The sequence below is a fragment of the Rhizobium sp. 21-4511-3d genome (assembly GCF_053522545.1).
The window spans coordinates 771,034-783,600 of sequence record NZ_JBNWCF010000001.1 but is presented as its reverse complement, the minus strand read 5'-3'; the positions used below and the strand labels follow the sequence as shown (position 1 = coordinate 783,600).

Genomic DNA, 12,567 nt, shown 5'->3' with positions numbered 1-12,567 from the left:
GGCGACCGGTGACGGGCCCCGGCAATCATTCGCGCAGCTCCGGCTGCGCGATTTGCGTTTGTGGTCGCCCTGAGGTCGCCGGCGGTTTCCATCATGCCGCGGAGCAGTCCCATGTCCCTTCCCGATAAAGCCTTTCCCGTTTCCTGGGACCAGTTTCACCGCGATGCGCGCGCGCTCGCCTGGCGGATCGCAGGATTGAACAAGGAATTCACAGGCATCGTCTGCATCACCCGCGGCGGCCTGGTTCCGGCAGCGATCATCTGCCGCGAGCTCAACATCCGCCTGATCGAGACGGTTTGCGTCGCCTCCTACCACGACTATGTGAACCAGGGTGACATGGTCGTCCTGAAGGGCATCGCCCCCGAGCTGCAGGAAAATGGCGGCGAAGGCATTCTCGTCATCGACGATCTGACCGACACCGGCAAGACGGCGGCCCAGGTGCGCGGCATGCTGCCGAAGGCGCATTTCGCCTGCGTCTACGCCAAGCCCCAGGGCGTGCCGACCGTTGATACCTTTGTCACGGAAGTCAGCCAGGATACGTGGATCTATTTCCCGTGGGATATGGGCTTCACCTATCAGGAGCCGATTGCAAAAGGCCCGAAATAAACCTAAAGATGATAATATCCGAAGCAGCAGCCGCTGCGGGTATTGATTGTTATCTTAGTAATATTGCGAATGTATAGTGGGTGCTCGGCAAGGGCATCCACAGTTTACCGGCATCAGGGCGCGCCGGAAAACATGCCCCCGCTGCATAGACTATATGGGCAACCGCGTGCCGTCAGGCGCGCAGCAAGGAAGGGCAATGCGCTACGGGGGTTGGGTCATTGCGGTCGTGGCTTCAGGGCTTTCGATCTCGCCATTTGCGCTGCCCGCGCCGTCCTATGCCGAACCCGCCTATATCTCCGTCGTGCGCGAATATGTGGATACCGTGGTCCGGCCGATGGTCAACAATCCCGTCGTGCTGAAGGCCATCAAGGACCAGAACGTCCGCTTCGGCGATGTCAGCAAGACCGATATCCAGGTTCTGGACGGCACCTACCGCTCCGAGGTCGAGACCGGCCAGTTCCAGATGATCTCGAAGCTGATGATGAACCCGGTCTCCCGCTATCTGAAATCGAAGCAGGACAATTCCCAGGGCGTCATCATCGAGTTCTTCGTCACCGACAAGAATGGATTGAATGTCGGCGAGAGCCGCACGACGATGGATTACTGGCAGGGCGACGAGAACAAATACCTCCGAACCTTCGCGCGTGATTCGGACGAGACCTTCATCGACCGCGCCGAGCGCGATGACGTGACGCAAATCCTTGAAACACAAGCGAGTTTCACGATCCGGGACGAGACCGGCAAGGCCATCGGCATCGCCACCGTGACGATCGCGCTGGACGCAATCTGAAGCTTCTTCGCGTTTCGAATCGCTAGACCGATTTGCCGGCGAAACACCATCGCTAGATTTAAAATTTCGTGTTTTTTTGATGACATCGGTATCATTTACCGGCTTGACCGCGCCAAGCCCTTGAAAAACAAGGCCTCCAGGCTTTTCCCCAGTGTCCACAGCCCCATCCACAATATGTTGTGGTGAACGCTTCGTTAAAAACCACCCCTTGACGGAATCGCGTGTTTCAAACTTAATGGGATCCGATGTTGCGGCGGCAACTGGACCGGAATTAACGAGGCCGGTTCTCTTCAAAATTCAAGCGTGGAATCAGGGCGTTGCATCTATGACGGATGACCGCTGCGTGGCATTCCCTGCGCAAATTTTTGACCGCCCGGCAGTGACATTGGGGCTGGCGAAAAATAGCTGTTAATACTATATTTAGTGCTAGCAGCCATCATCACCACAATATACAGGAAAGACATCTCCGGATGACACCCCTGTCACAATACGGATACGAGAACTGGCTGCGCCCTTCCTGGCGCGCTGCCGGATGAGGAAACTTGCGCCTTGGTCATCGGGGACGGGCGCGCAGATTAGAGGTTGGCGACATGCGCATTGAACGGCGTTTCACGAAAGCGGAACAAGGTGCCTATGGGGAAATCGAATTCCGCAAGGCGACCAGCGAGATCAAGAACCCCGACGGTTCGATCGTCTTCCGCCTCGAGAACATCGACGTTCCCGCGCAGTTTTCGCAGGTCGCCGCCGACATCCTGGCGCAGAAGTATTTCCGCAAGGCCGGCGTTCCCGCACGCCTGAAGAAGGTCGAGGAAAACGACGTTCCGTCGTTCCTGTGGCGCTCGGTTGCCGATGAAGCAGCGCTGAAGGATCTGCCGAAGGATCAGCAGTACGGCTCGGAAACCGACGCCCGTCAGGTTTTCGACCGCTTGGCCGGCACCTGGACCTACTGGGGCTGGAAGGGTGGTTACTTCTCTTCGGAAGAAGATGCGTCGGCCTTCAAGGACGAGCTCGCCTACATGCTCGCCACGCAGCGCGTTGCCCCGAACTCGCCGCAGTGGTTCAACACCGGCATGCATTGGGCATACGGCATCGACGGCCCGGGCCAGGGCCACTATTACGTCGATCCGTTCACCGGCAAGCTGACGAAGTCGAAGTCCGCCTACGAACATCCGCAGCCGCACGCCTGCTTCATCCAGTCGGTTGAAGACGACCTCGTCAACGAGGGCGGCATCATGGACCTCTGGGTGCGCGAAGCGCGCCTCTTCAAGTACGGCTCCGGCACCGGCTCCAACTTCTCCATGCTGCGCGGCGAAGGCGAAAGGCTTTCCGGCGGCGGCCGCTCCTCCGGCCTGATGAGCTTCCTGAAGATCGGCGACCGCGCTGCCGGCGCCATCAAGTCGGGCGGCACGACCCGCCGTGCGGCCAAGATGGTCGTCGTCGACATCGACCATCCGGATATCGAGGAATACATCAACTGGAAGGTCAAGGAAGAGCAGAAGGTTGCCGCTCTCGTCACCGGTTCGAAGGTCGTCGCCAAGCATCTGAAGGCGATCATGAAGGCCTGCGTCAATTGCGACGGCGGCGATGACGGCGAGTGCTTCGACCCGGCCAAGAACCCGGCCCTGAAGCGCGAAATCCGCGCTGCCAAGAAGGACCAGGTTCCGGAAAACTATATCGGCCGCGTCATCCAGTTCGCCCGCCAGGGCTACACGGACATGGAATTCAAGACCTATGACACGGACTGGGATAGCGAAGCCTATCTCACCGTTTCGGGCCAGAACTCCAACAACTCCGTCTCGATCAAGGACGACTTCCTGCGCGCCGTCGAAAACGATGGCGACTGGCACCTGACCGCCCGCAAGGACGGCAAGGTCATGAAGACGCTGAAGGCCCGCGACCTCTGGGAGTCGATCTCCTACGCCGCCTGGGCATCGGCCGATCCGGGTCTGCACTTCAACACGACGATGAACGACTGGCACACCTCGCCGGCCGGCGGCCAGATCCGCGGCTCGAACCCGTGCTCGGAATACATGTTCCTCGACGACACGGCCTGCAACCTGGCTTCGCTGAACCTGCTGCAGTTCAAGGACAAGGCAACGAAGCGCATCGACATCGCCGACTACGAACACGCCGTCCGCCTCTGGACCGTCGTGCTCGAAGTTTCGGTCATGATGGCGCAGTTCCCGTCGAAGCGGATTGCCGAACTCTCCTACGAATACCGCACGCTCGGCCTCGGCTACGCCAATATCGGCGGCCTGCTGATGTCCTCCGGCATCCCCTATGACTCGGCAGAAGGCCGCGCCATTGCCGGCTCGCTGACCGCGATCATGACCGGCATCTGCTACGCAACCTCGGCTGAAATGGCCTCCGAGCTCGGCCCGTTCCCGAACTTTGCGCCAAACCGCGAGAGCATGCTGCGCGTCATGCGCAACCATCGCCGCGCCGCTTACGGCGAGACCTCGGGCTATGAGGCCCTGTCGGTCAACCCGGTCGCGCTGATCCACTCGGAAAACCCGGATCAGGACCTTGCCGCCCATGCCAAGAGTGCCTGGGACAAGGCGATCGAACTCGGCGAAAAGCATGGCTACCGCAACGCCCAGGTCTCGGTTATCGCTCCGACCGGCACGATCGGCCTCGTCATGGACTGCGATACGACGGGCATCGAGCCTGACTTCGCACTCGTGAAGTTCAAGAAGCTCGCCGGCGGCGGCTACTTCAAGATCATCAACCGCGCCGTTCCGGATGCGCTGCGTTCGCTCGGCTATTCCGAAGCGCAGATCGCCGAGATCGAGGCCTACGCTGTCGGCCACGGCAACCTGAACCAGGCGCCCGGCGTCAACCCCTCGACCCTGAAGACCAAGGGCTTCACCGACGAGAAGGTGGAAGCCGTCAACGCCGCGCTGAAGAACGCCTTCGACATCAAGTTCGTCTTCAACCAGTGGACGCTCGGCACAGATTTCCTCAAGGACACCCTGAAGGTTTCCGACGAGCAGCTCGCCGACATGAGCTTCAACCTGCTCGACCACATGGGCTTTTCGAAGAAGGACATCGAGGCCGCCAACGTTCACGTCTGCGGCGCGATGACCCTGGAAGGCGCCCCCTTCCTGAAGAACGAGCATCTGCCGGTCTTCGATTGCGCCAATCCCTGCGGCAAGATCGGCAAGCGTTATCTCTCGGTCGAAAGCCACATCCGCATGATGGCGGCTGCCCAGCCGTTCATCTCGGGTGCGATCTCCAAGACGATCAACATGCCGAACGACGCCACCGTCGAGGATTGCAAGAGCGCCTACATGCTCTCCTGGAAGCTCGGCCTGAAGGCAAACGCCCTCTACCGCGACGGCTCCAAGCTGTCGCAGCCGCTGAACGCTTCGCTGATCGAAGACGAGAGCGATGAGGATGCACTCGAAGAACTGCTGCAGCAGCCGGTCGCGGCCCAGGCCGTTACCGTCACCGAGAAGATCATCGAGCGCGTCATCGAGCGTGTGACCCGTGAACGCGAAAAGCTGCCGAACCGCCGCCAGGGTTACACCCAGAAGGCTGCCGTCGGCGGACATAAGGTCTATCTCCGCACCGGCGAATTCGGTGACGGCCGCCTCGGCGAAATCTTCATCGACATGCACAAGGAAGGCGCTGCTTTCCGTGCGATGATGAACAACTTCGCGATCGCCATCTCGCTCGGCCTGCAGTACGGCGTGCCGCTCGAGGAATATGTCGAGGCCTTCACCTTCACCAAGTTCGAGCCGGCCGGCATGGTCATCGGCAACGACGCGATCAAGAACGCCACGTCGATCCTCGACTACGTGTTCCGCGAACTCGCCGTCTCCTATCTCGGCCGTCATGACCTGGCGCATGTCGACACGTCCGACTTCTCGAACACGGCACTCGGCAAGGGCATCCAGGAAGGCAAGACCAACCTCGTCTCGACCGGCTGGACCCGCGGCTACAAGCCGACGCTCGTTCCCGGCACCGGCGACCGCCTGGTCGGCGAACCGAAGGGCGCATCGGCAGCAACGCCTGTCCGCGCCTCCTCGGCCGGCACGGTCACCGCCTTTGCTGGCTCTGCCGCCCGCAAGCTCGAACCGGCAACCGCCGTCGCCACCTCCGAAATTGTCGCCTTCAAGCGCGATTACGAGGAGCGCGCCAAGGAACTGGCCGAAGAGATCGCCGAGGAAGTGAACGAAGAGCTCGCTTCCGAAGCCCAGCAGCAGGCCACCGCCCTCTTCTCCGACAAGGCCGCCGCCGATGCTGCGACCGCCAAGACGGAAGCCAAGAAGGTCGAAGCCGAACGCCGCGCCCGCTCCATCATGCAGGGTTACACGGGCAACATGTGCTCCGAGTGCCAGAACTTCACGATGGTCCGCAACGGCACCTGCGAGAAGTGCGATACGTGCGGCGCGACAAGCGGCTGCAGCTGATTTCTTGATGGACAGTGAATGTGATAGGGGCGCTTCGGCGCCCCTTTTTGTTTTCGTGGCACGGCCGATCATCACCCGCCCTCGTCCTTCGAGGCTCCGGCTTCGCCTCCGCACCTCAGGATGAGGGCTAATTGTCGGCGCCTGGCCTACGGCAGGCAATGCTGCGATCAAGTTGCTTGAGGCTCGCTCCTCGCCACAGGCGCGGCACCCACTCCAGCCTCATCCTGAGGTGCGAAGCCCGCAGGGCGTAGCCTCGAAGGATCGGGGCTGGCCACCACCCCTACTTTACCGACACCGGCCCGCGCTTCGACAGACTAGGCAACGCCTCATAATTTAGGGCGATCAGCGCCTCCTTCTTGCGCCGCGACCAGCCCTTGATCTGCCGCTCCCGTGCGATGGCATCGATGATGCGGTCGTAGGTCTCGGTGAAGACCAGTTCGACGGGCAGGCGTTTGGCGGTGTAACCATCGTATACCCCGGCATTGTGCTCCCAGACGCGCGCTTCGATATTCTGCTTCGTCAGCCCGGTATAATAGGAGCCGTCGCGGCATCGCAGGATGTAGACGGTCACTTCCATGGATTGCTCCGATACCAACGACGGACGCTACCATGGCGAGTGCCAGAGCGACAACCCGCCCTCGTCCTTCGAGGCTTCGGCTTCGCCTCCGCACCTCAGGATGAGGGCTGGTCGTTGTGCGCGCGTGTTGTTTTTGCCTAGAAACACCGGCCGGCTTCATGCCATATGCAGACATGATGACAGCCGGTTGAGTTGGATAGGATCATGGACGAAAAACAATTCCTCGCGCTTTGCAAGAACGGGCAGTTCAAGGAAGCGCTGGCGCTGGCGAATGAGGGCCGTGAGGACCAGAAGTTTACGCCGAGCCGGTTCTCGATGGACAAGAAGACCAAGCGGCCGATCTTCTATCGTGGCAACAAGCGCGTCGAAGTCGATGAAAACGGCGAATGGCAGATTTCCAAGAATACGCATGATTGAGCGCTTGCGGTGACCGGCGGCGCGCGAAGCGCATAGGCGAAAAACCTATTCTGGAATATCCTGATCGGACCAGAAACGGAGGATCGCACCATGGCCTTCATTCACACTCCCGATGCATCCACAAATGACAAGACGGCATCGATGTATGCCGCGGCGGAGGCGAGTTACGGTTATCTGCCGAACATGTACCGCGCCTTCGGGCACCGGCCGGAGGTGATGGAGCACTGGGGCGCGCTGCTCTCAAGCATCCGCAGCCACATGACGCTCAGGCGCTACGAGCTGGTGACGCTGGCCGCCGCCAAGGAGCTCAAATCCTCCTATTGCATGCTGGCACACGGTTCGGTGCTGCTGCGCGAGGGCTTTACCAATGACGGGCTGGCGGCAACCGCCGATGGCGGCGAGAAGGCGCCTGTCGATGCGGCCGAGCGGGCGATCATGGCGTTTGCCGCCAAGGTGGTGCGCGACGCCACCAGCGTCACCCAGCAGGATGTCGACGCGCTGAAGAAGCACGGACTCTCGGATGCGGAGATCTTTGACATCACGGCAGCGGCCGCCGTTCGCTGCTTCTTCTCGAAGATGCTCGATGGTCTCGGCGCAGCACCGGACCACGCCTATGCCGAACGGCTCGATCCCAATCTGCGCAAATCGCTCGCCGTCGGCCGGCCGATCGACGGGCTCGTCTGACGCTGCAATCGGCCTCTCGCCGTCCACCACCTTCCGGCTGTGGCTGGTTCGTGGAGCATGCGGCTTTTCTCGCTTAGTTTCCTTGCGTCACTCAACGCTGACGGGAGGGAATGATGGCTTACAGGAAGCGCAACGGCAAAGATACCTGGCATTGGTGCCGCAACTGCAGCAACTGGCCGATGTCAGACTATGACGAACGCCCTACGAAGCCCGCGAGCGGCGAGCTTTGCAATGAGTGCTTGGCCAAGGACAATGCAGGAAACTGCACCAAGTAGATTATTCACCCCTCGGTCCCTTTGCGTCTCAGTGGGATCAAGTGCGCCCAGTATTGGGGCATGGGCGTGGAGACGTGAGTCATTCACCGCGCAGACGCGCGGTGGCTGGGTTCCTGTGACAGGCACAGGCATGGGGGAGCGGCCCTAAGCCCGCCGTCTGGCGAGCGCGATCACCGCGACGCCGACGATGGCGGCCAGCGCGCCCCAATAGATCCAGGGCGTCTGGTCGATCATGAAGCTCTCGGCGGGATAGGGGAAGTAGCCGCTGCCCTGCCCCATCCAGACGAGGCCGACGAGGATCAAGAGTATTCCGAGCACATAGGCGGCCTTGGTCATTGGCGGTCTCCTGCCTGCGTTATTGCTGCGGGCTGTCGGCGAAATGGCGCATGGCGAATTCGGCGATGCGCTGGTTGGATTTGTCGGCATCCTCGAGCAGATGCGGGAAGAGCTGCCAGCCGTGGATCAGGCCCGGCCAGACTTCGAGCGTCACATCGACACCGGCCTGGCGTGCCTTGTCGGCAAGGCGCAGGCTGTCGTCGAGCAGCGCTTCGCTACCGGAGACCTGCAGCAGCATCGGCGGCAGACCGGAAAGATCGGCGAAAAGCGGCGAGACGGCTGGATCCTGCGGCGCGGTGGCGCCGAGATAGGGCTTGGTGAACGCATCGATCACCGCCTTGCTGATCACCGGATCGGTCGCGGCATTGGCCTGCATCGAGGCGCCGCTGGCGGACAGATCGGAAACCGGGCTGATGGCGACGAACGCTGCCGGTAGCTGGCGTCCTGCCGCCTTCTGCCGCAACACCGCTTCGAGCGCCAGATTGGCGCCGGTGCCATCACCGGCGACGACGATATTGCCGCTCTCGTAGCCGTTTTCGAGCATCCAGCGATAGGCGGTCCTGATATCGTCGATCTGCGCCGGATAGCGCCCCTCCGGCACCAGACGGTAATCGATCAGCAGCACGTCCGACGAGGCCGCCTTGGCGAGCGAGCCCGCCAGCAGCCGGTGCGTGCGCGGCGAGCCACCGTGAAAACCGCCGCCATGGACATAGAGAATGCCGCGGCGGCCGAGCGGATGGTGAAGGCGGGCCGGCCAGATGAGATCGGCCTCGACGCCATCCGCATCCATATGGCGGATCTGCACACGGGTCGGTTCGGGGTTGTCGGCCATGAAGCTGCGGAAGGCGGCGGCCCGCTTTTCCGGCGTCGCGGCCTCGGCGAAATGCTTGGTCCAGCGGGAGCTCAGCGTCTCGACCTCGGTCTTCGACTTGGCGCTCTGCGGTGGCACATCGGCGGCGATCGCGAGCCCGGCCAAAGCAGGCAGGAGCGCAAGCGCCAGAACGGCCGTCCTCATCGCCCTCGCCTGAGATATTAACCGGTCACGCATCCAACCCTCCGAAAACCGCGGCCGCCCTGCCCGATCATCGGACAGGACGGCCGCAGAAGTCAAAGGGTTGCTCGGGATTGCCCTCAGCTTTTCGGGAAGTCGGCGCCGATGCTGGTATCCTTCCAGGCTTCGACCAGCGCCAGACGCTCGGCAAGCTTCTTGGTCACCGCCTCATAGCCGAAGGCGCCGAGCACGAGATGGCGGGGCGCCTTCTCGACCTCGGTGATCTTGATCATCGCTTCGGCGGCGCGCACGGGATCGCCCGGCTGCTGGCCGCTATAACCCGACGTCTGCTTCATGCGCCCGGCAGCGGTCTCGGCATAGTCGGCGATCTTGCTCTCCGTCTGGCGCAGCGAGCGGCCGGCCCAATCGGTGCGGAACGGGCCGGGTTCGACGCAGGTGACCTGGATGCCCAGGGCAGCCGTCTCGGCCGCCAGCGAATCCGAGAAACCTTCGACGGCGTGCTTGCTGGCCGAATAATAGCCGGATGCCGGGAAGCCGATGAAACCGGCAACGGAGGTGATGTTGATCACATGGCCGCGGCGGCGGGTGCGCATGCCGGGCAGTACGGCGCGGGTCATGGCAAAGAGGCCGAAGACATTGGCTTCGAACTGATCGCGGATTTCCTGATCGTCGCCTTCCTCGATCGAGGACTGGTAGCCGTAGCCGGCATTGTTGACGAGAACGTCGATGCGGCCGAAGCGCTCCTCGGCTTCCTTGACTGCCGAGGCGATCTGTCCCTTGTCGGTGACATCGAGCGCGATGGCCAGCGCATTGTCATGACCTTCGGCGAGATCGGCGACGCGGGCCTTGTCGCGGGCAGTGACGATGGTCAGCCAGCCGCGGGCAATGGTGAGCTTGGCCAGCTCGCGGCCGAAGCCTGTCGAGCAGCCGGTGATGAACCAGACGGGGGCGTTGTCTTGGGACATGGTATTTTCCTGATCTTTGGGGAGTGCCTCTGGGAGGCGAAAGGTAACAAGACTGATGTAGGTCGTGATGGCGGAATTTCCAGATTACCGGCGGAAGCTCCCCCGCCCTTTCGGCATATAAGCGATGGCTGCATCAAGCCGATCGTGCTACTTTGACGAGGGGGACGACAATGGATGCGCAAGCGCTGATCGGCACATGGAAGATGATTTCCTGGACGCGGAGAGTGGTCGCGACCGGCGAGGTCAGCGATGCCATGGGCGCCGATCCTGTTGGGTACATCGCCTATCAGCCCGATGGCCGGATGATGGCCTTCGTTGCCAACCGCCAACGCCCCGCAGGGCGCCGCGAAGGCTATTCGGATGCCGACAAGGCTACCCTCTTCGACACCATGCTTGCCTATACAGCCACCTACACGCTGGAGGGCGATCGCGTCGTCCATCATGTCGACGCCGCCTGGGACCCGGCATGGCAGGAAGATCAGATCCGGCCCATCCGGCTCGAAGGCGACAGGTTGGTGATCCACAATGCGCCGGGCAAGGATCTCCTGAGCAGCCAGGATGTGATCTTCCGCCTCGAATTCCGCAAGCTCTGACGCGCTACTCCGCCCGGATCGCCTCGATGAGCGCCCGGAAGCCGGCCGACATGTGGCGGCGGCTCGGATAGTAGAGGTAGAGCGGCTCCTCGGGCTGGCACCAGTCGTCCAGCACCTTGATCAACCTGCCGGCGGCGACATGCTCGGCGACGCGGTTTTCCCAGACATAGGCGAGCGCGACGCCGCCCAGCGCAGCCTGGGTCATCAGTTCATGATCGTCGAGCGACAGCGGCCCGTTTGGATGGAAGGTGACCGGCTGGCCGTCGCGCTCGAAATCCCAGGGATAGCGGACGCCCGAAGGATACATGTTCTGGATACAGAGATGGCGCTTCAGATCATGCGGCGTCAGCGGCTTCGGGCGATACTCGAAATAGGCGGGCGAGCCGACGACGACGAGGCGCAGGCGCGGCCGGATGCGCAAGGCAATCATCCCCTCGGTGACGCGCTCGCCGAAACGGATCCCGGCATCGAAGCCTTCCTCGACGATATCGACCAGCCGGTCCGTGGCGCTGATTTCCAGCTGCAGATTGGGGTTCTTCGACAGCAACGGGCCGATGATATGTCCGATGACGAAGGGGGCGATCGAATTGGCGACGTTGAGGCGCACCTTGCCGAAGGGCGTGTCGCGGAACTGGTTGAGCGCATCGAGCGCCGAGCTGATCTCGCCGAAGGCGGGATCGAGGTGAGATTTCAGGAGCTCGCCCGCTTCGGTCAGCGAAACGCTGCGGGTCGTCCGGTTCAACAGGCGCACGCCGATCCGCTCCTCGAGATTGAGCACGGCATGGCTGATCGCGGACGCGGTGACACCCCGCTCCTCGCCTGCCTTGCGGAAACTGAGATGCCGGGCAACGGCAGCGAAGGCTGCCATTTCGGAGAGATCGGTCGCACGCATTAATGAATCTCACTCAGCATAATTTGGAAAATAACGAATCTTATGCAGGAGCGGCTTTCAGGTCAAATTCCCCTCACCGGCACAGAGAGACCGGCACACAACGAAGAGAGATCTGAAAGGAACGTGTCATGAAAGTCTGGTTCATCACTGGTGCATCCCGCGGTTTCGGCGCGCTGATGACCAAGGAAGCCCTTGCCGCAGGCGATGCCGTCGTTGCCACCGCCCGCAATCCGAAGACCGTCATCAATGCCATCGGCAAGCATCCCAATCTGCTTGCGACGGCACTCGATGTCACCGATGAGCGACAGGCGCAGGAAGCTGCGGCCGCGGCCGTCCAGCGCTTCGGGCGCATCGACATTCTGGTCAACAATGCCGGCTACGGGCTGCTCGGCGCCGTCGAGGAGGCCACGGCCGAGGAGATCGAGAAGATCTATGCGACCAATGTCTTCGGGCTGCTGAAGGTCACCCGCGCCGTGCTGCCCCATATGCGCCGCCAGCGCTCGGGCCGCATCCTGAACTTCTCGTCGATCGGCGGCTATGCCGGCTATCCCGGCTGGGGCGTCTATGGCTCGACGAAGTTTGCGGTAGAGGGCCTGTCGGAATCGCTGGCAACCGAGATCGCGTCCTTCGGCATCAAGGTGACGATCGTCGAGCCCGGCTTCTTCCGCACGGATTTCCTCGCCGACAATTCGCTGTCGATCAGCCCCGCCTCGATCCCCGACTATGTGGGGACGCCGGCCGGCGACATGCGGGACTTCGCCGCCAGCGCCCATCATGCACAGCCCGGCGATCCCGCAAAGTTTGCGGCCGGCATCGTGACGCTCGTGAATGCCGAAAACCCGCCGCTGCGCATGCCCTTCGGCAGCGATACGGTCGCCAAGCTCGGCGAGAAGAATGCTTTCGTCGAGCAGGAACTTTCGGCCTGGCGGGCGCTTGCGGTCTCGACCGACTTCGCCGCCTGAGGCAGACCTCATCGCCAAAACGCCGCTCGCAGATTGCGGGCGG

Annotated in this window: 12 protein-coding genes; 7 read left to right on the top strand and 5 right to left on the bottom strand. The window is 62.1% G+C overall.

Annotated features, from left to right (window positions below):
* The first annotated feature begins 111 nt into the window (after nucleotides 1-111).
* The 3 genes from gpt to ACQZ5H_RS04190 all read left to right on the top strand — a co-directional run bounded on the left by gpt (nucleotide 112) and on the right by ACQZ5H_RS04190 (nucleotide 5,811).
* Nucleotides 112-606, top strand: a complete 495-nt coding sequence (gpt, locus tag ACQZ5H_RS04200) for a xanthine phosphoribosyltransferase (RefSeq protein ID WP_112711515.1) — start codon at nucleotides 112-114, stop codon at nucleotides 604-606.
* Nucleotides 607-802: 196 nt separating this feature from the next.
* Entirely contained in the window at nucleotides 803-1,396 is a 594-nt protein-coding gene (locus ACQZ5H_RS04195; protein ID WP_130278480.1) for a hypothetical protein, read from the top strand.
* 590 nt (nucleotides 1,397-1,986) lie between these two features.
* Nucleotides 1,987-5,811 carry a vitamin B12-dependent ribonucleotide reductase gene (locus ACQZ5H_RS04190; protein WP_449096789.1) on the top strand — a complete coding sequence of 1,275 codons (3,825 nt, stop codon included), beginning with the start codon at nucleotides 1,987-1,989 and terminating at the stop codon, nucleotides 5,809-5,811.
* A gap of 280 nt (nucleotides 5,812-6,091) precedes the next feature.
* Here ACQZ5H_RS04190 and ACQZ5H_RS04185 read toward each other — a convergent pair whose 3' ends face one another.
* Nucleotides 6,092-6,388 carry a GIY-YIG nuclease family protein gene (locus ACQZ5H_RS04185; protein ID WP_112711511.1) on the bottom strand — a complete coding sequence of 99 codons (297 nt, stop codon included), beginning with the start codon at nucleotides 6,386-6,388 and terminating at the stop codon, nucleotides 6,092-6,094.
* A 204-nt stretch (nucleotides 6,389-6,592) separates the two neighbouring features.
* On the opposite strand from ACQZ5H_RS04185, the gene ACQZ5H_RS04180 reads away from it, so the two are divergent.
* Both ACQZ5H_RS04180 and ACQZ5H_RS04175 read left to right on the top strand, forming a co-directional pair.
* Nucleotides 6,593-6,805 carry a hypothetical protein gene (locus ACQZ5H_RS04180; RefSeq protein ID WP_130282441.1) on the top strand — a complete coding sequence of 71 codons (213 nt, stop codon included), beginning with the start codon at nucleotides 6,593-6,595 and terminating at the stop codon, nucleotides 6,803-6,805.
* A 90-nt stretch (nucleotides 6,806-6,895) separates the two neighbouring features.
* A complete protein-coding gene (locus tag ACQZ5H_RS04175) occupies nucleotides 6,896-7,489 on the top strand; it encodes a carboxymuconolactone decarboxylase family protein (RefSeq protein WP_449096788.1) in 594 nt (197 codons plus the stop codon).
* A 419-nt stretch (nucleotides 7,490-7,908) separates the two neighbouring features.
* On the opposite strand, the gene ACQZ5H_RS04170 is transcribed toward ACQZ5H_RS04175, so the two are convergent.
* From ACQZ5H_RS04170 to ACQZ5H_RS04160, 3 genes are all read right to left on the bottom strand, one after another.
* Nucleotides 7,909-8,100: a hypothetical protein gene (locus ACQZ5H_RS04170; protein ID WP_112711507.1), complete on the bottom strand. Its 192-nt coding sequence runs from the start codon at nucleotides 8,098-8,100 to the stop codon at nucleotides 7,909-7,911.
* A gap of 19 nt (nucleotides 8,101-8,119) precedes the next feature.
* Complete coding sequence (locus ACQZ5H_RS04165; protein WP_449096787.1) at nucleotides 8,120-9,115, bottom strand: alpha/beta hydrolase; 996 nt, start codon at nucleotides 9,113-9,115, stop codon at nucleotides 8,120-8,122.
* 116 nt (nucleotides 9,116-9,231) lie between these two features.
* Entirely contained in the window at nucleotides 9,232-10,077 is an 846-nt protein-coding gene (locus ACQZ5H_RS04160; RefSeq protein WP_449096786.1) for an oxidoreductase, read from the bottom strand.
* A 170-nt stretch (nucleotides 10,078-10,247) separates the two neighbouring features.
* Here ACQZ5H_RS04160 and ACQZ5H_RS04155 point away from each other — a divergent pair, with 170 nt between their 5' ends.
* Entirely contained in the window at nucleotides 10,248-10,670 is a 423-nt protein-coding gene (locus ACQZ5H_RS04155; RefSeq protein WP_130282451.1) for a lipocalin-like domain-containing protein, read from the top strand.
* Nucleotides 10,671-10,674: 4 nt separating this feature from the next.
* Here the strand turns inward: ACQZ5H_RS04155 and ACQZ5H_RS04150 are convergent, their stop codons facing one another.
* Complete coding sequence (locus ACQZ5H_RS04150; protein ID WP_449096785.1) at nucleotides 10,675-11,562, bottom strand: LysR family transcriptional regulator; 888 nt, start codon at nucleotides 11,560-11,562, stop codon at nucleotides 10,675-10,677.
* Between the two features lie 128 nt (nucleotides 11,563-11,690).
* Here ACQZ5H_RS04150 and ACQZ5H_RS04145 point away from each other — a divergent pair, with 128 nt between their 5' ends.
* On the top strand, nucleotides 11,691-12,524 hold the full coding sequence (locus ACQZ5H_RS04145) for an oxidoreductase (RefSeq protein WP_449096784.1): 834 nt from the start codon (nucleotides 11,691-11,693) through the stop codon (nucleotides 12,522-12,524).
* Nucleotides 12,525-12,567 lie beyond the last annotated feature (43 nt).

Bases quoted from the DNA above. Each gene is read 5' to 3' on its own strand.
- ACQZ5H_RS04195 (WP_130278480.1), top strand. From the start codon at position 803: ATGCGCTACGGGGGTTGGGTCATTGCGGTCGTGGCTTCAGGGCTTTCG.
- ACQZ5H_RS04160 (WP_449096786.1), bottom strand. From the start codon at position 10,077: ATGTCCCAAGACAACGCCCCCGTCTGGTTCATCACCGGCTGCTCGACA.
- ACQZ5H_RS04165 (WP_449096787.1), bottom strand. From the start codon at position 9,115: ATGAGGACGGCCGTTCTGGCGCTTGCGCTCCTGCCTGCTTTGGCCGGG.
- ACQZ5H_RS04180 (WP_130282441.1), top strand. From the start codon at position 6,593: ATGGACGAAAAACAATTCCTCGCGCTTTGCAAGAACGGGCAGTTCAAG.
- gpt (WP_112711515.1), top strand. From the start codon at position 112: ATGTCCCTTCCCGATAAAGCCTTTCCCGTTTCCTGGGACCAGTTTCAC.
- ACQZ5H_RS04190 (WP_449096789.1), top strand. From the start codon at position 1,987: ATGCGCATTGAACGGCGTTTCACGAAAGCGGAACAAGGTGCCTATGGG.
- ACQZ5H_RS04185 (WP_112711511.1), bottom strand. From the start codon at position 6,388: ATGGAAGTGACCGTCTACATCCTGCGATGCCGCGACGGCTCCTATTAT.
- ACQZ5H_RS04150 (WP_449096785.1), bottom strand. From the start codon at position 11,562: ATGCGTGCGACCGATCTCTCCGAAATGGCAGCCTTCGCTGCCGTTGCC.
- ACQZ5H_RS04155 (WP_130282451.1), top strand. From the start codon at position 10,248: ATGGATGCGCAAGCGCTGATCGGCACATGGAAGATGATTTCCTGGACG.
- ACQZ5H_RS04170 (WP_112711507.1), bottom strand. From the start codon at position 8,100: ATGACCAAGGCCGCCTATGTGCTCGGAATACTCTTGATCCTCGTCGGC.
- ACQZ5H_RS04145 (WP_449096784.1), top strand. From the start codon at position 11,691: ATGAAAGTCTGGTTCATCACTGGTGCATCCCGCGGTTTCGGCGCGCTG.
- ACQZ5H_RS04175 (WP_449096788.1), top strand. From the start codon at position 6,896: ATGGCCTTCATTCACACTCCCGATGCATCCACAAATGACAAGACGGCA.